Origin of the sequence: Pseudomonas sp. N-137, assembly GCF_034555295.1 — a bacterium.
Taxonomy (GTDB): domain Bacteria; phylum Pseudomonadota; class Gammaproteobacteria; order Pseudomonadales; family Pseudomonadaceae; genus Aquipseudomonas; species Aquipseudomonas rhizophila.
In genome coordinates this window covers 169239-188622 of record NZ_JAXUDQ010000008.1, presented here as the reverse complement: position 1 = coordinate 188622, position 19384 = coordinate 169239, and the positions used below count along the sequence as shown (strand labels likewise).

General features: G+C 62.0%; 17 protein-coding genes and 1 other RNA gene. 14 read left to right on the top strand and 4 right to left on the bottom strand.

Annotated elements, in window-relative coordinates:
• Positions 1 to 735: 735 nt before the first annotated feature.
• From T3A99_RS08630 to T3A99_RS08615, 4 genes are all read right to left on the bottom strand, one after another.
• Positions 736 to 1314 carry a BON domain-containing protein gene (locus T3A99_RS08630; RefSeq protein ID WP_047228807.1) on the bottom strand — a complete coding sequence of 193 codons (579 nt, stop codon included), beginning with the start codon at positions 1312 to 1314 and terminating at the stop codon, positions 736 to 738.
• Positions 1311 to 1904: a phosphoheptose isomerase gene (locus tag T3A99_RS08625; RefSeq protein WP_007928463.1), complete on the bottom strand. Its 594-nt coding sequence runs from the start codon at positions 1902 to 1904 to the stop codon at positions 1311 to 1313. Before T3A99_RS08625 ends, T3A99_RS08630 begins: the two co-directional genes overlap by 4 nt.
• A 111-nt stretch (positions 1905 to 2015) precedes the next feature.
• Positions 2016 to 2378, bottom strand: a complete 363-nt coding sequence (locus T3A99_RS08620) for a YraN family protein (RefSeq protein ID WP_047228808.1) — start codon at positions 2376 to 2378, stop codon at positions 2016 to 2018.
• A complete protein-coding gene (locus tag T3A99_RS08615) occupies positions 2378 to 4189 on the bottom strand; it encodes a penicillin-binding protein activator (protein ID WP_107321907.1) in 1812 nt (603 codons plus the stop codon). Before T3A99_RS08615 ends, T3A99_RS08620 begins: the two co-directional genes overlap by 1 nt.
• Before the next feature lie 209 nt (positions 4190 to 4398).
• On the opposite strand from T3A99_RS08615, the gene rsmI reads away from it, so the two are divergent.
• The 14 genes from rsmI (at position 4399) to T3A99_RS08545 (ending at position 19382) form a co-directional block, all read left to right on the top strand.
• Positions 4399 to 5271, top strand: a complete 873-nt coding sequence (gene rsmI, locus T3A99_RS08610) for a 16S rRNA (cytidine(1402)-2'-O)-methyltransferase (RefSeq protein WP_076383607.1) — start codon at positions 4399 to 4401, stop codon at positions 5269 to 5271.
• A 74-nt stretch (positions 5272 to 5345) separates the two neighbouring features.
• Positions 5346 to 5699: RNase P RNA component class A (gene rnpB / locus T3A99_RS08605), an RNA gene on the top strand.
• Between the two features lie 308 nt (positions 5700 to 6007).
• The gene (mraZ, locus tag T3A99_RS08600) at positions 6008 to 6463 is read left to right on the top strand and encodes a division/cell wall cluster transcriptional repressor MraZ (protein WP_003205355.1); all 456 of its coding nucleotides are present in this window, start codon (positions 6008 to 6010) and stop codon (positions 6461 to 6463) included.
• Positions 6460 to 7407, top strand: coding sequence for a 16S rRNA (cytosine(1402)-N(4))-methyltransferase RsmH (gene rsmH / locus T3A99_RS08595; RefSeq protein ID WP_416221547.1), 948 nt, complete (start codon positions 6460 to 6462; stop codon positions 7405 to 7407). The genes mraZ and rsmH overlap by 4 nt, the downstream gene beginning before the upstream one ends.
• Positions 7404 to 7697: a cell division protein FtsL gene (gene ftsL / locus T3A99_RS08590; protein WP_047228812.1), complete on the top strand. Its 294-nt coding sequence runs from the start codon at positions 7404 to 7406 to the stop codon at positions 7695 to 7697. The genes rsmH and ftsL overlap by 4 nt, the downstream gene beginning before the upstream one ends.
• On the top strand, positions 7697 to 9436 hold the full coding sequence (locus T3A99_RS08585) for a peptidoglycan D,D-transpeptidase FtsI family protein (RefSeq protein WP_172833814.1): 1740 nt from the start codon (positions 7697 to 7699) through the stop codon (positions 9434 to 9436). Before ftsL ends, T3A99_RS08585 begins: the two co-directional genes overlap by 1 nt.
• On the top strand, positions 9436 to 10899 hold the full coding sequence (locus T3A99_RS08580) for a UDP-N-acetylmuramoyl-L-alanyl-D-glutamate--2,6-diaminopimelate ligase (RefSeq protein ID WP_322834220.1): 1464 nt from the start codon (positions 9436 to 9438) through the stop codon (positions 10897 to 10899). The genes T3A99_RS08585 and T3A99_RS08580 overlap by 1 nt, the downstream gene beginning before the upstream one ends.
• On the top strand, positions 10892 to 12259 hold the full coding sequence (locus tag T3A99_RS08575) for a UDP-N-acetylmuramoyl-tripeptide--D-alanyl-D-alanine ligase (RefSeq protein ID WP_322834219.1): 1368 nt from the start codon (positions 10892 to 10894) through the stop codon (positions 12257 to 12259). Before T3A99_RS08580 ends, T3A99_RS08575 begins: the two co-directional genes overlap by 8 nt.
• Entirely contained in the window at positions 12259 to 13341 is a 1083-nt protein-coding gene (mraY, locus tag T3A99_RS08570; protein ID WP_047228816.1) for a phospho-N-acetylmuramoyl-pentapeptide-transferase, read from the top strand. Before T3A99_RS08575 ends, mraY begins: the two co-directional genes overlap by 1 nt.
• 5 nt (positions 13342 to 13346) lie before the next feature.
• Positions 13347 to 14693 (top strand): UDP-N-acetylmuramoyl-L-alanine--D-glutamate ligase, encoded by a 1347-nt coding sequence (gene murD / locus T3A99_RS08565; protein WP_107321910.1) that lies wholly within the window; start codon positions 13347 to 13349, stop codon positions 14691 to 14693.
• The gene (gene ftsW / locus T3A99_RS08560) at positions 14690 to 15907 is read left to right on the top strand and encodes a putative lipid II flippase FtsW (RefSeq protein WP_047228818.1); all 1218 of its coding nucleotides are present in this window, start codon (positions 14690 to 14692) and stop codon (positions 15905 to 15907) included. Before murD ends, ftsW begins: the two co-directional genes overlap by 4 nt.
• Positions 15897 to 16967, top strand: a complete 1071-nt coding sequence (murG, locus tag T3A99_RS08555) for an undecaprenyldiphospho-muramoylpentapeptide beta-N-acetylglucosaminyltransferase (RefSeq protein WP_107321911.1) — start codon at positions 15897 to 15899, stop codon at positions 16965 to 16967. Before ftsW ends, murG begins: the two co-directional genes overlap by 11 nt.
• Positions 16960 to 18420: a UDP-N-acetylmuramate--L-alanine ligase gene (murC, locus tag T3A99_RS08550; RefSeq protein WP_047228820.1), complete on the top strand. Its 1461-nt coding sequence runs from the start codon at positions 16960 to 16962 to the stop codon at positions 18418 to 18420. The genes murG and murC overlap by 8 nt, the downstream gene beginning before the upstream one ends.
• Positions 18417 to 19382 carry a D-alanine--D-alanine ligase gene (locus T3A99_RS08545; RefSeq protein ID WP_076383613.1) on the top strand — a complete coding sequence of 322 codons (966 nt, stop codon included), beginning with the start codon at positions 18417 to 18419 and terminating at the stop codon, positions 19380 to 19382. Before murC ends, T3A99_RS08545 begins: the two co-directional genes overlap by 4 nt.
• Positions 19383 to 19384 lie beyond the last annotated feature (2 nt).

The following is a 19384-nucleotide window of genomic DNA, read 5'->3' as shown; positions in this document are numbered from 1 at the left end:
GCGGCTATCCCGGCATCCATGCCGGGATGCCCACTGCGCAATACCTGCGTTCGGCCAGCGTGGTTTAACGGGGCGTCGAGATCAAGATCAAGATCAAAAGCAGAGCAAGAGCAAGAGCGGGGTAGATGCCAGTATCTATTTAGCTGAACTACCGCTATCGCGAGCAGGCTCGCTCCCACATTGATTTGTGGGGGCTCACACATCTGCAAGCGACACAAAAACCTGTGGGAGCGAGCCTGCTCGCGATGACGCCGGTACATCCAAGCATCACTGCAAACTGACCCTCCACTTTCGCGAGCAAGCTCGCTCCCACAGGGGAAACCCGTTCGCTCCAGAACAGGCCGGCTGTCAGGCCGCCTCGTTTTTGATTTTGATCTGGGGCGCCCCGTTAACCACGCTGGCCGAACGCAGGTATTGCGTAGTGGGCACCTCGGCATGGATGCCGAGGTAGCCGCGCTGGGCCATGGATGGCCCTTCGCGGCGGGCCCACGGAGCAATGCCGGAGTGAGGGCATGCCGAGCCTAGGCGAGGCACCGAGTGGTGGGGCAAAGCGCTTTTGGTTACTTTTGGCGCTCTTCCAAAAGTGACCCGCTGTAAGAGCGGAACCATAAGCAGCCGTTACCGCAGCAACGGATATACACACCAATCACCCCCCAAAAAAAAATGAAGCCAAAAAAAACGGCGCTTTCCGTCTCGGAAGAAGCGCCGTTTTTCTTGAGTACCTGAAGTTCAGTATCAGTCAATGTACTCAAACAACTTGACGATCTTCTGCACCCCGGAAACCCCTTGCACCAGATTGGTCGCCTGCGCAGCCTCCTGCTTGGTCAGCAGCCCCAGCAGATAGACGATGCCATTCTCAGTCACGACCTTGATGCGCGAGCCGGGAATGCTGGCGTCGGTGAGCATCTGCGTCTTGATCTTGGTAGTCAGCCAGGCATCGTTCTGACGCGCCAGCAACGAGGAAGGTGGCAGGACCTGCAGTTCGTTGTGCACGGTCTTGACCCGCTGCACGGCGCTTGCAGCCTGTTCGGCCTTGGCCTTGAGATCCGCGCGTGGGGTCTGGCCGGCCAGCAGCACGACACCGTTGAAGCTGGTGACGACGATGTGCGAGTTGTTGTCCAGGTCCGGGTCGGCCTTGGCGATGTTCACGCCTGCCTTGGTTTCGATCAACGAATCGTCGATCTTGCTGCCGAAGGTGCGGGTGCCGCGGTCGTCTTCAATCGGCTTTTCCCGGCTGGCGTTAACCACCGATGTGCAGCCGCTGATGCCGAGGCACAGGGTCAGGGCCAGAAGGCCTAGGCGATTAGGGGTCATTCTTCACTCCCGAACAGTTGGCTGTCGATCAAGTCGCAAAGACAATGAATCGCCAGCAGGTGGACTTCCTGAATGCGTGCAGTGACATTGGCCGGTACGCGAATCTCGACGTCCTCAGGCAACAGCAGTGACGCCATGCCGCCGCCATCGCGACCGGTCAATGCTACGACAATCATTTCGCGATCATGTGCGGCCTGGATCGCCTGAATAATATTGGCCGAGTTGCCGCTGGTGGAGATCGCCAGCAACACATCGCCGGGCTGGCCCAGGGCGCGGATCTGTTTGGAGAACACTTCGTTGTAGCTGTAGTCGTTGGCGATCGAGGTGATCGTCGAGCTGTCGGTGGTCAATGCAATGGCCGGCAGGCTGGGGCGCTCGCGCTCGAAGCGGTTGAGCAGCTCCGATGAGAAATGCTGGGCGTCGCCGGCAGAACCGCCATTGCCGCACGAAAGCATTTTGCCTTCGTTGAGCAGGGCGTTGACCATCACTTGGCTGGCTTGCTCGATGTGCGGTGCAAGTACGTCCATCGCCTGTTGCTTGGTGTCGATACTGGCCTGAAAAAGCTGGCGAATTCGCGATTGCATGTCCATCTGTGTGACCTTAAGTAGCGCGGCTTATCGGCACAAGCATGTGCGGCGCGCAAAGCAAAGAGCAAAAATTGGGTGAAGGTGTCCGGCTCGGCTCGTCATGGGTGTTGACGTTCAACTGTCGAAGGCATTCTGCAACCAGTTCAACTGATCGGCGTTGCTGTCGATGGCAACCACGTCGAAGCGGCAGGGATGATCGGCCCAGCGAGACTCGATTTGCAGGAAATACTGCGCGGCGAAAACCAGCTTCTGGCGCTTGCGTGCATCGATGCTGTCGAGCGCGCCACCCCATTGAGTATTTTTTCTGTAGCGGACTTCGACGAATACTACTGTATCGCCGTCAAGCATGACCAGATCAAGCTCGCCACGTTTACACAGCCAGTTCTTCGCCAGCAGCCGCAGACCTTGTTGCTGAAGATGCGCGAGAGCCTGGCTCTCGGCATCCCGTCCGCTTTGCTGGCGAGATCGGTCAGGCATCAGCGCTGAGTGTCTGGCAGGCGCTGCACCTGACCGTTGACGAATTCGGCCCACGGCAGTTGACGTTGCACGCGCTGGGACTGCGACACTGCCAGGCTGCCCGACAACCCCTCGATGCGGGTGTCCGGTAATGTCTTTAGCTGACCCAGGCGCGGAGCCAGACGATAAGCATCCGCTCCCATCGCGTACAACCGACCCAGGCTACCGCCGGCCTGGGGCCACTGGGCGGTGACCTGCTTGCGCAGCGGGTCGTTGGCATCGAGCAGCCACGGGGTTTCGCAGAAGCGCACGCCGCTCATGTCGTTGTACTGATTCTGGTCGCCACTGGCGCTGAACACATGCGAGGTGGCGTACACAGGTACGTCGCCGGCGTACTGGAAGTTCAGGGTCGGCTTGATCTGCTGGGCCTGTTGCGGGGTCGAGGCCAGGAACAGGAATTCGATGTCCTGGCGGCGGGACGGCTGGGCCGCGACGGCGGTGTCGACTGTGCTTTGCAGGCGCTTGGCGCGACCTTCGCTCTGGCGCAGATGGAACATGTCGGCAATCTGCTGGGCCAGTTGTACGGGTTGATCGATACGTTCGACAGCGATGATGGTGCCGCCATTGGCCTGCCAGTCCTCGCTGAAGGCTTTGAGGACGCGATCGCCCCATTCACCTTTTGGCACCATGACGGCGGCACGATGCAGGCCGTCCGTACGGGCGCGACGCGATACTTCGCGGGCTTCGTCTTCCGCGGCCAGGCCAAACTGGAACAGTTGGGCCGGGCCTTGCTCGCCTTCGCTGTAATTGAGCGCGAGGGTCGTGATCGGCAGTTGCGGGCGGGTGCTGAGCTGCTTGACCAAGGGTTTTTCCAGCGGGCCGACCACCAGTTGCACGCCGTCGGCCTGCGCCTTGCGATAGAAATCATCCAGGGAGGTCAGGCGCGAGCTGTCATAAAACTGAATGCTTGGCGGGTTCTGCCCGGCTTGTTGGGCCTGATAGTGGGCAGCCATGAAACCTTCGCGCAAAGCTCTGGCGACCGAGGACAGCGGGCCATCCTGGGGCAGCAGCAAGGCGATCTTGCTCAGGGGCTGACTCGCCAGTTCCTTGAGCTTGACCAGCGGCGTCGGCAACTGGAGCGCGGCCGGGTGCTTGGGGTTCTGCTCGCGCCAGCTGTCGATAGCCGCCTGTTGCTGTTCCAGCGTACCGGCAGTTTTTACAGCCTGGGCCAAACTCAGCCAGCCACCCAGGTCGTCGGTGGTGGTCGGTTGCAGTTGATCGGTGGGCAGCGAGGCGATCAACGACCAGATCGCCTCGTGGTTTTTCGCCGCCGCTTCGTTTTCAAGCAGGGGCGCAATGAAGATCCGTTCCTTGGCGGCGGCCAGGGTCTGGCCATCGGCCTCGAGGGCGCGGGCGTGGACGGTGCCGGTACGGACCTGCTGTTCCACCGGTAGCTCGCCCAGGTGCTGCAGGCTCGGGTGGCTCAGGGCGCTCAGCGCTGCTTTGGGTTGATTGCGCGTCATTGCCAGTTCGGCCGCCAGAGTGCTGGCGAAAATCTGCTGGCCGGGCTTGAGTTGCTCCATCGGCACCTGTTGCAGGATCTGCGCGGACTGGCCGGCATTGCCCTGGCGGTAGGCCAGGTCTGCTGCACTCAGGCGCAACAGGGCGGCTTTTTCCGGGGTTTTGCTTTGAGTGGCCTGTTCGAGCAACTGCTCGATACTGGCATCCGGGGTCCGTGGAAGTTCGCCAAGGCTGGAGGAGGGCGAGCTGGCGCAGGCCGCCAGAAGGGCAGCGAGGCAGAGGGCGGAGAGCAGCCGCAGGCAAGCGATCATGTAAATGTTCCTGATACGAGATCAAATTAGCGTCGAATTGTACCCAAGCACTGGCCGGGGCGCGATGTTAGTGGCGTGAATCGATCAATTTAGGTATTTCAAATGTTGCGGCGCAGCACGGCAGGTCGCCGGACAGCGAGGCGCTGCGGGCAGTCGTGACGCACACTACGCGCTACAATGGCGGTTTTACCGATCATGAGGTGTGCGCTTTGACTGCTCCAGGTGCTTTGAATTCCGCTGCCGGCTCGCTTTATGTGGTGGCGACGCCCATCGGCAACCTGGACGATATCAGTGCCCGGGCGCTGAAAATCCTGCAGGAGGTGGCCCTCATTGCGGCCGAAGATACGCGCCACTCTCAACGCTTGTTGCAACATTTCGGCATTTCAACGCCGTTGGCGGCCTGTCATGAGCACAACGAGCGGGAAGAAGGCAGTCGTTTTATCACTCGTTTGTTGGCGGGCGATAACGTCGCGCTGATTTCCGACGCGGGTACACCGCTGATTTCCGACCCTGGCTATCACCTGGTGCGCCAGGCTCGGGCGGCCGGTATCAGCGTAGTGCCGGTGCCGGGGGCGTGCGCCTTGATCGCAGCCCTTTCGGCGGCGGGCCTGCCGTCGGACCGTTTCATTTTCGAAGGTTTTCTGCCAGCCAAGGCGGTGGGGCGACGGGCGCGCCTGGAGTCTATAAAGGAGGAGCCGCGTACGTTGATCTTTTATGAGGCGCCGCACCGCATCCTTGAATGCCTGCAGGACATGGAGCTGGTGTTTGGTCCGGAGCGCCCGGCGCTGCTCGCCAGGGAGCTGACCAAAACCTTCGAAACCCTCAAGGGGTTGCCGCTGGCGCAGTTGCGCGCCTTCGTCGAAGGCGATAGCAACCAGCAGCGCGGTGAATGCGTCGTGCTGGTGGCGGGCTGGACGGCGCCGGACAATGAAGAGACCGTCAGCAGTGAAGCGATGCGCATCCTGGACCTGCTGCTTGAGGAAATGCCCCTCAAGCGCGCCGCCGCTCTCGCGGCGCAGATTACCGGCGAGCGTAAGAACGTCCTGTATCAGGTCGCGCTGGAAAAACAGAAGGGCCAGTGAAACCGGGGCGCGGGGCTGGCCAAGGGCTTTTAGCGCTTGTTCTTCGGCCGCTCTGCCGTTAACCTTCGCGGCGGAGAGTCGATCGGACAGTCGCTGCCCTCTATGAAAATTAGGGGGGGGAGGAAAGTCCGGGCTCCATAGGGCGAAGTGCCAGGTAATGCCTGGGAGGCGTGAGCCTACGGAAAGTGCCACAGAAAATAACCGCCTAAGCGTTTCGGCGCCGGTAAGGGTGAAAAGGTGCGGTAAGAGCGCACCGCACGGCTGGCAACAGTTCGTGGCTAGGTAAACCCCACTTGGAGCAAGACCAAATAGGGTCCCAAGGCGTGGCCCGCGCTGGGACCGGGTAGGTTGCTAAAGATGTCCAGTGATGGCCATCGTAGACGAATGACTGTTCAAGACAGAACCCGGCTTACAGATCGACTCTCCACCTTTTCCCCTCCTGCCAGAATCGCTGGCAGACGCAATTGCTAAGACCAAAAAAATCTTACTCTTAACAAATCACTTTAACTTCTGAGCGCAGCTTCCTGTGTTCGCTGAAGTTGTGGCGAAAAATCCTACGTCAGATTCCCATCGCCCCTCCAGATACGCTCCTAAATCTCCGATCTATAAGGCTTTTCCTTCACTCCGCGCCTTGACGGTGCGGTGGGCGCATTCCTATAGTGTGCGCAAGTGGCGGAAAGTGGCATGAAGTGGGTTTTTTGAGCGTAAAACGCAAAATTTTTGGAGAAACGCTGACGTGTTTCGCGGAGCTAACGCTATCAGTCTCGATGCAAAGGGCCGTCTCGCCATGCCGAGCCGGTACCGTGACGAGCTCGTTTCGCGTAGTTCCGGGCAGTTAATCGTCACGATCGACGCCGTTGACCCATGTTTGTGTGTTTACCCTCTTGATGAGTGGGAAATCATCGAAACCAAACTGCGCGCACTGCCTTCACTGCGTGAAGAAAACCGCCGCCTGCAACGCTTGCTGATCGGTAACGCCGTCGACCTCGAACTCGACGGCAGCGGTCGTTTCCTGGTTCCGCCGCGCCTGCGCGAATACGCCAAGCTGGACAAGCGCGCGATGCTGGTGGGCCAACTGAACAAGTTCCAACTGTGGGACGAAGATGCCTGGAATGCGGTCTCTGCCGCTGACCTTGCTGCTATTCAACAACCGGGCGCCATGCCTGATGAACTGCGTGATTTGATCCTGTGACTATTGATAGCGGCTTTAACCACATCACCGTACTGCTTGACGAAGCCGTCGAGGCTCTCGCCGTACGTCCTGATGGCTGCTATCTGGATGGCACGTTCGGGCGCGGCGGGCATAGCCGGCTGATCCTCAGCAAGCTCGGTCCGGACGGTCGGCTGCTGGGGTTCGACAAGGATCCTCAAGCGATTGCCACCGGGCAAGCGCTAGCGGCCGAAGACGGCCGCTTTGTCGTTGTGCAGCGCAGCTTTGCGGAGCTGGGATCGGAAGTCGCCCAGCGTGGCCTGGCTGGCAAAGTCAGTGGCGTCTTGCTTGACCTGGGCGTGTCTTCGCCGCAGTTGGACGACCCTGAGCGCGGCTTCAGTTTTCTCAATGATGGCCCGCTGGACATGCGCATGGATCCGTCCCGCGGAATCAGCGCCGCCGAATTCGTCAATACCGCTACGGTGGAAGAAATCGCCCGTGTTTTCAAGGAATACGGCGAAGAACGTTTTTCCGGTCGCATGGCCCGTGCCGTGGTTGAGCGTCGCGATATCAAACCGTTCGAGCGCACCGGCGACCTGGCCGAAGTGCTCAAAGTCGCCAACCCGGCATGGGAGAAGGGCAAGAACCCGGCTACCCGGGCTTTCCAGGGTTTGCGCATCCACGTCAATAATGAACTGGGTGATCTGGAGGCCGGCCTTGAGGCGGCACTTGAAGCACTTGAGGTCGGCGGGCGACTGGTGGTGATCAGCTTCCATTCCCTGGAAGACCGTATCGTCAAACTGTTCATGCGCAAGCTCACCAAGGGTGAGGCCGATAACCTGCCGCGCAACCTGCCGGTGCGTTTCGAAGCCTTCGTGCCGAAAATCAAGATTCATGGCAAGGCGCAGTTCGCCTCCGAGGCTGAACTCAAGGCCAACCCGCGTGCCCGTAGCGCCGTCATGCGTGTTGCGGAGAAGTTGCGGTGAGCAAGCTCTTCGCCAAGCCCCTGCCTGGCGGCAGCTTTTTCATGCTGCTGTTGTTTATCGGCGTGCTCGTGTCGGCCATCGCCGTGTCCTACAGCGCGCACTGGAACCGGCAGTTGCTCAACACCCTTTACAGCGAACTGAGCGTGCGCGACAAGGCCCAGGCCGAGTGGGGCCGGTTGATCCTGGAGCAGAGCACCTGGACCGCCCATAGCCGCATCGAAGTACTGGCGACCGAACAGCTGAAAATGCGCATTCCCGGGGCTGCCGAAGTGCAGATGGTGGCGCCATGATGAAGCTCGAAGGGGCACTCTTTCCGTGGCGCTTCCGCCTGGTCCTGGGCCTGCTCGGGATCATGGTGGCGGCCATCGTCTGGCGGATCATCGATCTGCAAGTGGTCGACCGTGACTTCCTCAAAGAGCAGGGTGATGCCCGTAGCATGCGGCACATCCCGATCCCGGCTCACCGTGGCCTGATCACCGACCGCAATGGCGAACCGTTGGCTGTGAGCACCCCGGTGACTACCCTGTGGGCAAACGCCAAGGAAATGCAGCAGGCCAAGGAAAAGTGGCCGGCCCTGGCCGTCGCCCTTGGCCAGGACCCCAAGGCCCTGGCCGAACGCCTTGAAGCCCAGGCCAGCAAAGAATTCATCTATCTGGTGCGCGGGTTGACGCCCGAGCAAGGCCAGAGGGTGCTCGACCTGAAAGTGCCGGGCGTCTACGGCATCGAAGAGTTCCGGCGTTTCTACCCGGCCGGTGAAGTGACCGCCCACATGGTCGGCTTTACGGACATCGACGACCGGGGGCGAGAAGGGGTCGAGTTGGCCTACGACGAATGGCTCGCCGGGGTTCCCGGCAAGCGTCAGGTCATCAAGGATCGGCGTGGCAGGCTGATCAAGGATGTCCAGGTCACCAAAAACGCCAAGGCCGGCAAGCCCTTGGCGTTGTCCATTGATCTGCGCCTGCAATATCTGGCCAACCGTGAGCTGCGCAATGCCATCGTCGAGAACGGTGCCAAGGCCGGCAGCCTGGTGATTCTCGACGTGAAGACCGGCGAGATCCTGGCCATGGTCAACCAGCCCACCTACAACCCGAACAATCGCCGCAACCTGCAACCGGCGATGATGCGCAACCGCGCGATGATCGACGTGTTCGAACCGGGCTCGACCATGAAAGCCGTTTCCATGGCGGCGGCTCTGGAAACCGGGCGCTGGAAGCCGGGGGATACGGTCGAGGTGTATCCAGGCACTTTGCAGATCGGCAAGTACACCATTCGGGACGTCTCCAAGACCGAAGGTCCGGTGCTTGACCTGACCGGCATCCTGATCAACTCCAGTAACGTGGGCATGAGCAAGATCGCCTTCGATATCGGTGGGGAAACGATTTACCGTCTTGCCCAGAAAATCGGTCTTGGCCAGGGCACTGGCCTGGGCTTTCCTGGCGAGCGGGTCGGCAATCTGCCGAACTACCGTGAGTGGCGCAAGGCCGAAACGGCCACGTTGTCATACGGCTACGGTGTTTCCGTGACCGCGATCCAGTTGGCCCACGCGTTTTCGGTGCTGGCCAACAACGGCCGCATGACACCGCTGTCACTGATCAAAACCGACAAGGCCCCGGAGGCTACTCAGGTCATTCCGGAGGACGTCGCCAAGACCATGCAAGGCATGCTGCAACAGGTGATCGAAGCGCCGCGTGGGGTGTACCGCGCCCAGGTGCCGGCCTATCACGTGGGCGGCAAGTCGGGTACGGCCCGCAAAACCTCCGCGGGCGTCAAGGGCTATGCCGAGAATTCCTACCGTTCGCTGTTCGCCGGTTTCGGCCCGATGAGCGACCCGCGCTACGCCGTCGTGGTGGTCATCGACGAACCGAGCAAGGCCGGCTACTTCGGGGGGCTGGTTTCGGCACCGGTGTTCAGCAAAGTGATGTCCGGCACCCTGCGCCTGATGAATATCACCCCGGATAACCTGCCGCCGACCCAGCAAGCCAATACCGCGCCGGTCGTACCCTTGAAAGCCGAAGGAGGGCGTGGCTGATGTCCCTGAGCCTGAACAAGATTTTTGCCCATGCGGGCCACGATCTGCTGATTCGCGAATTGGCCCTGGACAGCCGCCACGTGCGTGCCGGGGATCTGTTCCTGGCCGTACCGGGTGCCCGGTTCGACGGTCGCGCCCACATCGCCGACGCCTTGAAGCGCGGCGCGGCTGCCGTGGCTTATGAAGTCGACGGCGCGACCGTGCTACCGATCACTGATGTGCCGCTGATTCCGGTCAAGGGCCTGGCGGCCCAGTTGTCGGACATTGCCGGGCGTTTTTACGGCGACCCGAGTCGTCACTTGAACCTGATTGGCGTGACCGGCACCAACGGCAAGACCAGCGTTTCCCAACTGGTGGCCCAGGCCCTGGATCTGCTGGGTCAGCATTGCGGCATCGTCGGGACCTTGGGTAACGGATTCCACGGCGCGCTGGAGAGTGGCCTGCACACCACGCCGAACCCGATCGCCGTGCAAGCAACCCTGGCCGATCTGAAAAAGGCCGGAGCCAAGGCTGTGGCGATGGAAGTCTCTTCCCATGGCCTGGATCAGGGGCGCGTGACAGCCTTGGCGTTCGACGTCGCGGTATTGACCAACCTGTCGCGCGATCACCTGGATTACCACGGCACCATGCAGGCTTACGGCGAAGCAAAAGCCAGGTTGTTTGCCTGGAATGACTTGAAGTGCCGGGTCCTCAACCTTGACGACGCGTTCGGCCGGCAATTGGCCGCCGATAAGCGCGAGTCCCGGTTGATCACCTACAGCCTGGAAGATGCCAGCGCCTACCTTTATGTACGCCAGGCGCAATTCGATGACGAAGGCGTGCGCGCGACCTTGGTTACACCTCAAGGCGAACACCACCTGCGCAGCACCTTGTTGGGGCGTTTCAACCTGAGCAATGTGTTGGCCGCCGTGGGTGCCTTGCTTGGCCTGGACTACGCCCTGGATGAAATCCTCAAGGTCCTGCCCAAACTCGAAGGGCCGGCCGGACGTATGCAACGGCTGGGCGGCGGAACGCAACCGTTGGTGGTGGTCGATTACGCCCATACCCCGGATGCGTTGGAAAAAGTCCTGATGGCCCTGCGGCCACACGCCAAGGGCAAGTTGCTGTGCCTGTTCGGCTGCGGCGGTGATCGTGACCGTGGCAAGCGTGCGCTGATGGCCGAAGTGGTGGAGCGCTTGGCCGACGGCGTAGTGGTCACCGACGACAATCCGCGCACCGAAGACCCGTCGCAGATTTTCGACGACATCCGCGCCGGCTTCTCGGCGGTGGATAACGTCACCTTCGTGGCCGGTCGCGGCCAGGCCATTGCCCAGTTGATCGCCGGTGCGTCGGCGGACGACGTCATTGTCCTGGCCGGTAAAGGCCATGAGGACTATCAGGAAATCAACGGCGAACGCCACGCATTTTCCGATTTGGTGGAAGCCGATCATGCCCTGGCCGCGTGGGAGGTGGCCCATGCTTAAGGCTTTGAAGCTCAGCGAGCTGACGAATGTCCTGCAGGCGCGGCTGATCGCGGCTGACGCCAGTTTCGATGGGGTGAGCATCGACAGCCGGGCGATTGCCCCGGGGCAGTTGTTCGTTGCCCTGGCCGGGCCGCGTTTTGACGGCCACGATTACCTGAACGATGTGGCCGCCAAAGGTGCGGTCGCGGCGCTGGTCGAGCGGGAAGTGACCAACAGCACGCTGGCGCAATTGCAGGTAAACGACACTCGCCAGGCCCTGGGCCAGCTCGGTGCATTGAACCGCGCCGCATACCGCAACCCGGTCGCGGCCATCACCGGCTCCAGTGGCAAGACCACGGTCAAGGAAATGCTCGCGAGCATCTTGCGCACCCGCGGTCCGGTGTTGGCGACTCGTGGCAATCTTAATAATGACCTGGGTGTACCCCTGACATTGCTGGAACTGGCACCGCAACACAGTGCCGCGGTCATTGAGCTCGGTGCCTCGCGGCTCGGTGAGATCGCCTACACCGTGGGCATGACCAAACCTCACGTGGCCGTGATCAACAACGCCGGGACCGCCCACGTCGGTGAGTTCGGTGGTCCGGACAAAATCGTTGAGGCCAAGGGCGAGATTCTCGAGGGGCTGGATGCCGATGGCGTCGCCGTGCTGAATCTTGACGACAAGGCCTTCGAAATCTGGAAGACCCGGGCGGCTGGGCGCAAGGTCCTGACATTTGCCTTGAGCAATGTGGCGGCGAATTTTTACGCCAGCGACCTGGACCGCGATGCTCGCGGCTGCCCGGCCTTCAACCTGCACAGCCCCGACGGTGCAGAGCGGGTCCAGTTGAACCTGCTTGGCACCCATAACGTCGCCAACGCCCTGGCCGCTGCGGCTGCGGCCCATGCTTTGGGCGTGTCGTTGCCGGGCATCGTGGCCGGCTTGAACGCGGTGCAACCGGTCAAGGGGCGTTCCGTTGCGCAATTGGCCAGCAACGGCATGCGCGTGATCGACGACACCTACAACGCCAACCCGACGTCCATGTGCGCCGCGGTCGATATCCTCGCCGGTTTCCCCGGCCGTACCGTGCTGGTGCTGGGAGATATCGGCGAGTTGGGCGAATGGGCGCAACAGGGGCATCACGATGTCGGCGCCTACGCGCGTGGCAAGGTCGATGCACTGTATGCCGTCGGTCCGATGATGGCCCATGCGGTGGCCGCGTTTGGCGAGCACGCACAGCATTTCAGCACTCAGGCCGAATTGATTCAGGCCCTGAGCGCCGAGCAGGACCCGAACACCACCTTATTGATCAAGGGCTCACGCAGTGCCGCGATGGAAAACATCGTCGCGGCGCTGTGCGGTTCCCGTATGGAGAAACATTAATGCTGCTGCTGCTAGCGGAGTACCTGCAACAGTTCCACAAAGGCTTCGCGGTCTTCCAGTACCTGACCCTGCGCGGGATCCTGGGTGTGCTGACCGCGTTGTCGTTGTCGCTGTTCCTGGGCCCGTGGATGATCCGCACCTTGCAGAACCTGCAAATCGGTCAGTCGGTCCGCAACGACGGCCCGCAATCGCACCTGTCCAAATCCGGTACTCCAACCATGGGCGGCGCGCTGATCCTGTCGTCCATTGGCATCAGTACCGTGCTCTGGGCCGACCTGGCGAACCGGTATGTGTGGGTGGTATTGCTGGTGACCCTGTTGTTCGGCGCCATCGGCTGGGTCGACGACTACCGCAAGGTCATCGAGAAGAACTCCCGGGGGCTGCCGAGCCGCTGGAAGTATTTCTGGCAGTCGGTATTCGGCCTCGGCGCGGCGATCTTCCTTTATATGACCGCAGCCTCCCCGGTGGAAACCACCCTGATTCTGCCGATGCTCAAGGACTACAGCATCCCGCTGGGCGCAGGCTTCATCGTGCTGACCTACCTGGTGATCGTCGGCTCGAGCAACGCGGTCAACCTGACTGATGGCCTCGATGGCCTGGCGATCATGCCGACCGTGATGGTGGGCGGCGCGCTGGGGATCTTCTGCTACCTGTCGGGTAACGTGAAATTCGCTGAATACCTGCTGATCCCTTATGTGCCGGGGGCGGGCGAGCTGATCGTGTTCTGCGGTGCGCTGATCGGCGCCGGCCTGGGTTTCCTGTGGTTCAACACCTACCCGGCGCAGGTCTTCATGGGCGATGTCGGCGCGCTGGCGCTGGGCGCGGCCCTGGGCACCATCGCCGTCATCGTTCGCCAGGAAATCGTCCTGTTCATCATGGGCGGTGTGTTCGTGATGGAGACGCTGTCAGTCGTCATTCAGGTTGCTTCCTTTAAATTGACCGGCCGCCGGGTATTTCGCATGGCGCCGATCCACCACCACTTTGAACTCAAGGGCTGGCCCGAGCCGCGTGTGATTGTCCGTTTCTGGATCATCACCGTAATTCTGGTCCTGGTCGGCCTTGCCACCCTGAAGCTGAGGTAGAACGAGTGTCCCTGATCGCTTCTGACCACTTCCGCATCGTTGTCGGCCTCGGCAAGAGCGGCATGTCCCTGGTTCGCTTCCTGGCGAACCGGGGCGTGTCGTTTGCCGTGGCCGATACGCGGGAAAATCCACCTGAGCTGGCCACGCTGCGTCGTGACTACCCGCAGGTGGACGTGCGTTGTGGCGAGCTGGATGTCGAGTTCCTGTGCCGCGCCGACGAGCTCTACGTGAGCCCCGGCCTTGCGCTGGCAACCCCGGCCTTGCAGGCCGCCGCCGCCCGTGGCGTGAAGTTGTCCGGTGACATCGAGCTGTTCGCCCGTCACGCCAAGGCGCCGATCATCGCCATCAGCGGCTCCAACGCAAAAAGCACCGTCACCACCCTGGTGGGTGAAATGGCTGCGGCGGCCGGTAAGCGGGTTGCCGTGGGTGGCAACCTGGGAACCCCGGCGCTGGATCTGCTCAGTGATGACGTCGAGCTGTACGTGATGGAGTTGTCGAGCTTCCAGCTTGAAACCACCGACCACTTGGGCGCCGAAGTGGCGACCGTACTCAACATCAGCGAAGACCACATGGACCGCTACAGCGGCCTGCCGGCTTATCACCTGGCCAAGCACCGGATTTTCCGGGGGGCTCGGCAGGTAGTGTTCAACCGTCAGGACGCCCTGACTCGTCCGTTGCTGGGCGAGGGCATGCCATGCTGGTCCTTCGGCCTCGGTGTGCCGGATTTCAAAGGCTTCGGGTTGCGCGAAGAGAATGGCGAGAAATACCTGGCCTTCGAATTCCAGAACCTGATGCCGGTGCGCGAGTTGAAGATTCGCGGCGCCCACAACCAGGCCAATGCCCTGGCGGCGCTGGCCCTGGGACATGCGGTCGGTCTGCCGTTCGACGCCATGCTGTCGGCCCTGCGCACGTTTGCCGGGCTCGAGCACCGCTGCCAGTGGGTTCGCGATCTTGACGGGGTGGCCTGGTACAACGATTCCAAGGCCACCAACGTGGGTGCCGCGCTGGCTGCCATTGAGGGCCTGGGCGCGGACATCCAAGGCAAGCTCGTGCTGATCGCCGGCGGCGACGGCAAGGGTGCCGACTTCAAGGACCTGCGCGATCCGGTTGCGGTCAACTGCCGGGCCGTGGTGCTGATGGGGCGTGACCGCGAATTGATCGCCCAGGCCCTCGGTGACGGGGTGCCGCTGGTTCGCGTCGCTTCGCTGGACGAAGCGGTGCAGCAATGCCGCGCCCTCGCACAGTCGGGCGATGCCGTGCTGTTGTCGCCGGCCTGCGCCAGTTTCGACATGTTCAAGAACTACGAAGAGCGCGGGCAGTTGTTCGCCCGGGCCGTGGAGGGCTTGGCATGAACCTGATGAACATCATCAAGCCATACCCATCCCCGCTGATCACCGGGCGCGGCATCGACCTGGATTTCCCGATGCTCGTCGGTTGCCTGGCGCTGCTGGGCCTGGGCCTGGTGATGATCACTTCCGCATCGTCGGAAGTGGCTGCCGTGCAATCGGGCAACACCCTTTATCACATGATTCGTCACCTGATTTACCTGGTGATCGGTTTGGTCGCGTGCATTGTCACCATGATGGTGCCGATCGCCACCTGGCAACGCCTGGGCTGGATGATGTTGCTCGGTGCCTTTGGTCTGTTGGTGATGGTGCTGTTGCCGGGCATCGGTCGCGAGGTCAACGGCTCGATGCGCTGGATCGGCTTCAGCTTCTTCAACGTACAGCCTTCGGAAATCGCCAAGGTCTTCGTGGTGATCTACCTCGCCGGGTATCTGGTGCGTCGTCAGAAAGAAGTGCGCGAGAGCTGGATGGGTTTTTTCAAGCCGTTCATTGTGTTGCTGCCGATGGCCGGCCTGCTGCTGATGGAGCCGGATTTCGGCGCCACGGTGGTGATGATGGGGGCCGCAGCGGCGATGTTGTTCCTCGGCGGTGTCGGGCTGTTTCGCTTCACCCTGATGGTGGCGCTGGCGGTCGGCGCGGTGACGGTGCTGGTGCAGGCGCAACCTTACCGGATGGCGCGTCTGATCACGTTTACCGACCCGTGGGCCGACCAGTTCGGTTCCGGTTATCAATTGACCCAGGCCCTGATCGCCTTCGGTCGCGGCGAATGGCTGGGCGTAGGCCTGGGCAACAGCGTGCAGAAGCAGTTCTATCTGCCCGAAGCCCATACCGACTTCGTGTTCTCGGTATTGGCCGAAGAACTGGGCGTGGTCGGTTCGCTGCTCACCGTCGGGTTGTTCGTATTTGTCTGTGTGCGCGGCATGTACATCGGTTTGTGGGCCGAGCGGGCCAAGCAGTATTTCGCCGCGTACGTGGCGTATGGCTTGTCGTTCCTGTGGATCGGTCAGTTCCTGATCAACATCGGCGTGAACGTCGGCCTGTTGCCAACCAAAGGCCTGACGCTGCCGTTCCTCAGTTACGGCGGCAGTTCCCTGGTGATTTGCTGTGCCTGCCTGGGCTTGTTGTTGCGCATCGAATGGGAGAGTCGAACCCACCTGGGCAGCGAAGAGATGGAATTCCAGGAGAGCGACTTCGCCGAGGAGCCGACTCATGGGCGCTAACGTGCTGATCATGGCCGGCGGAACCGGGGGGCATGTGTTCCCGGCGCTGGCCTGTGCCCGGGAGTTCCAGGCGCGCGGTTACACCGTGCACTGGCTGGGCACGCCACGGGGCATCGAGAACGAACTGGTGCCCGCCGCCGGCCTGGAACTGCACCGGATCAGCGCCAGCGGCCTGCGGGGCAAAGGCAAGTTGTCGCTGCTCAAGGCGCCGCTGATGCTGCTCAAGTCGATCTGGCAGGCCCGGGCGATCATTCGTCGGTTGCGGCCGGTATGCGTGGTGGGCTTTGGTGGTTATGTGACCGGTCCTGGCGGTGTTGCGGCAAAACTGGCCGGTGTGCCGGTTATCGTTCACGAGCAGAACGCCGTGGCCGGTACCGCCAATCGGTTACTGGTGCCGTTGGCCGCTCGAGTCTGTGAAGCCTTTCCCGACACCTTTACCCTGTCGGGCAGCCGTCGTACCACCGGTAACCCGGTGCGTACCGAGCTGTTCCTCGATACACCGCGCCCGGCCCTGGCCGGACGCAAGGCGCGTTTGCTGATCCTGGGCGGAAGCCTGGGGGCGGAGCCGTTGAACAAATTGCTGCCCGAAGCCTTGTCGCAGGTCGCTCCCGAACTGCGGCCCGAGGTGTTTCACCAGGCCGGCAAAAACCACGATGAAGTCACCGCCGAGCGCTACCGCGCCGCAGGCGTCGAGGCGCAAGTGCAGCCTTTCATCAAAGACATGGCCCAAGCCTATGGCTGGGCCGACCTGGTGGTCTGCCGCGCAGGCGCGTTGACCATCAGCGAACTGGCCGCCGCCGGTCTGCCCTCGATGCTGGTGCCTTTGCCCCACGCCATCGACGACCACCAGACCCGCAACGCCGATTATTTGGCCCGTGAAGGCGCTGCCTTCCTGATGCCGCAAAGAACGACTGGTGCCGCGGATCTTGCCGCGCGCCTGACAGAGGTTTTGATGCAACCGCAAACAATCGAAGACATGGCCCGCGCCGCCCGTCGCCTGGCCAAACCCGACGCCACGGTTCAAGTGGTCGATACCTGCCTGGAGGTGGCCCATGGTTGAGAATCGCAAAGCCATGCCGCAACCGGAAATGCGCCGTATCCGCCGCATCCATTTCGTCGGTATCGGCGGGGTGGGCATGTGCGGGATCGCCGAAGTGTTGCTGAACCTGGGCTATGAGGTTTCCGGTTCCGACCTGAAAGCCTCGCCGGTTACCGAGCGCCTGGAATCCTTTGGCGCGCAGATTTTCATCGGCCACCGTGCCGAGAACGCCGCCAACGCTGATGTGCTGGTGGTCTCCAGCGCCGTGAACACCTCCAACCCGGAAGTCGCCACCGCCCTGGAACGGCGCATTCCCGTGGTGCCGCGTGCCGAGATGCTGGCCGAACTGATGCGTTATCGCCACGGCATCGCCGTTGCCGGTACCCATGGCAAGACCACCACCACCAGCCTGATCGCCTCGGTGTTCGCTGCCGGTGGCCTGGACCCGACTTTCGTGATCGGCGGTCGTCTGAATGCCGCGGGCACCAATGCCCAGCTGGGCACCAGCCGTTACCTGATCGCCGAAGCCGACGAAAGCGATGCGAGCTTCTTGCACCTGCAGCCGCTGGTGGCCGTGGTCACCAACATCGACGCCGACCACATGGCGACCTACGACGGTGACTTCAACAAACTGAAGAAAACCTTCGTCGAGTTCCTCCACAACCTGCCGTTCTACGGTTTGGCAGTGGTGTGCCTGGACGATCCGGTGGTGCGCGAGATCCTGCCGCTGATCAAGCGCCCGACCGTGACCTACGGTTTCGGCGAAGAAGTCGACGTGCGCGCCATCAACGTGCGCCAGCAGGGCATGCAGACGTTCTTCACGGTGCTGCGCCCTGACCGCGAGCCGCTGGATGTGTCGGTGAACATGCCGGGCAACCACAACGTGCTCAATGCCCTGGCCACCATTTGCATCGCCACCGACGAAGGTGTCAGTGACGAAGCCATTGTCCAGGGCCTGTCCGGGTTCCAGGGCGTGGGACGACGTTTCCAGGTCTACGGCGAACTGCCGGTGGACGGCGGCAACGTGATGCTGGTGGACGATTACGGCCACCACCCGACCGAAGTCGCGGCGGTGATCAAGGCCGTGCGCGGTGGCTGGCCGGAGCGGCGCCTGGTGATGGTCTACCAGCCGCACCGCTACAGCCGTACCCGCGACCTGTACGACGATTTCGTCCAGGTTTTGGCCGACGCCAATGTGCTGCTGCTGATGGAAGTCTATCCGGCCGGCGAGGAGCCGATCCCGGGCGCCGACAGCCGTCAGCTGTGCCACAGCATTCGCCAACGCGGTCAGTTGGACCCGATCTACATCGAGCGCGGCGTGGACCTCGCACCGCTGGTCAAACCGCTGCTGCGCGCTGGCGACATCCTGCTGTGCCAAGGCGCCGGTGACATCGGTGGCCTGGCCCCGAAACTGTTGAAAAGTCCGTTATTCGCCGGGGCAATCGTGGCATCCAGCGAGGGGAAACTGAAATGACTGCTGCCTACGCCAACCTGGTTTCGACCCTGGACCCGAAAGCCTTCGGCCGCGTCGCCGTGCTGTTCGGCGGCAAGAGCGCCGAGCGCGAAGTGTCCCTCAAGTCTGGCAACGCCGTGCTGCAAGCCCTGCAAAGTGCCGGTGTCGACGCGTTCGGCATCGACGTAGGCGACGACTTTTTGCAGCGCCTGCTGAACGAAAAAATCGACCGCGCGTTCATCATTCTTCATGGCCGCGGCGGCGAAGACGGCAGCATGCAGGGCCTGCTCGAATGCCTGGGTATTCCCTACACCGGCAGCGGCATCCTGGCGTCTGCCTTGGCCATGGACAAACTGCGCACCAAGCAGGTCTGGCACAGTCTCGGCATTCCCACGCCCCGTCACGCCGTGCTGGCATCCGAGGCCGATTGTATTTCGGCGGCCACGGAACTGGGCTTCCCTTTGATCGTCAAACCGGCCCATGAAGGTTCAAGTATCGGCATGGCGAAAGTGACTTCGCTGCCTGAGTTGACCGCGGCATGGAAAGACGCCAGTTCCTACGATTCGCAAGTGTTGGTCGAGCAGTGGATCACCGGTCCCGAGTTCACCATCGCCACCCTGCGTGACCAGGTGTTGCCCCCGATTGCCCTGGGCACGCCGCACACGTTCTACGACTACGACGCCAAGTACGTGGCCAATGACACCCAGTACCGCATTCCATGCGGGCTGGACAGCGCCAAGGAAAAACAACTGATGGACCTCACGGCCAAGGCCTGTGAGGCGCTGGGTATTGCCGGTTGGGGCCGGGCGGACGTGATGCAGGACGCCGACGGGCAGTTCTGGTTCCTGGAAGTCAACACCGCCCCAGGCATGACCGATCACAGCCTGGTACCGATGGCGGCCCGTGCCGCCGGCCTGGATTTCCAGCAACTGGTGCTGTCGATCCTGGCCGCCAGTGTCGGCTCTCAAGAGCCAAGAGGTTAAGC

What these genes read in the sequence shown, in the direction of transcription:
- T3A99_RS08630 (WP_047228807.1), bottom strand. Translation starts at nt 1,314, where the DNA reads ATGACCCCTAATCGCCTAGGCCTTCTGGCCCTGACCCTGTGCCTCGGC.
- T3A99_RS08625 (WP_007928463.1), bottom strand. Translation starts at nt 1,904, where the DNA reads ATGGACATGCAATCGCGAATTCGCCAGCTTTTTCAGGCCAGTATCGAC.
- T3A99_RS08620 (WP_047228808.1), bottom strand. Translation starts at nt 2,378, where the DNA reads ATGCCTGACCGATCTCGCCAGCAAAGCGGACGGGATGCCGAGAGCCAG.
- T3A99_RS08615 (WP_107321907.1), bottom strand. Translation starts at nt 4,189, where the DNA reads ATGATCGCTTGCCTGCGGCTGCTCTCCGCCCTCTGCCTCGCTGCCCTT.
- T3A99_RS08585 (WP_172833814.1), top strand. Translation starts at nt 7,697, where the DNA reads ATGAAGCTCGAAGGGGCACTCTTTCCGTGGCGCTTCCGCCTGGTCCTG.
- T3A99_RS08580 (WP_322834220.1), top strand. Translation starts at nt 9,436, where the DNA reads ATGTCCCTGAGCCTGAACAAGATTTTTGCCCATGCGGGCCACGATCTG.
- T3A99_RS08575 (WP_322834219.1), top strand. Translation starts at nt 10,892, where the DNA reads ATGCTTAAGGCTTTGAAGCTCAGCGAGCTGACGAATGTCCTGCAGGCG.
- mraY (WP_047228816.1), top strand. Translation starts at nt 12,259, where the DNA reads ATGCTGCTGCTGCTAGCGGAGTACCTGCAACAGTTCCACAAAGGCTTC.
- ftsW (WP_047228818.1), top strand. Translation starts at nt 14,690, where the DNA reads ATGAACCTGATGAACATCATCAAGCCATACCCATCCCCGCTGATCACC.
- murG (WP_107321911.1), top strand. Translation starts at nt 15,897, where the DNA reads ATGGGCGCTAACGTGCTGATCATGGCCGGCGGAACCGGGGGGCATGTG.
- murC (WP_047228820.1), top strand. Translation starts at nt 16,960, where the DNA reads ATGGTTGAGAATCGCAAAGCCATGCCGCAACCGGAAATGCGCCGTATC.
- T3A99_RS08545 (WP_076383613.1), top strand. Translation starts at nt 18,417, where the DNA reads ATGACTGCTGCCTACGCCAACCTGGTTTCGACCCTGGACCCGAAAGCC.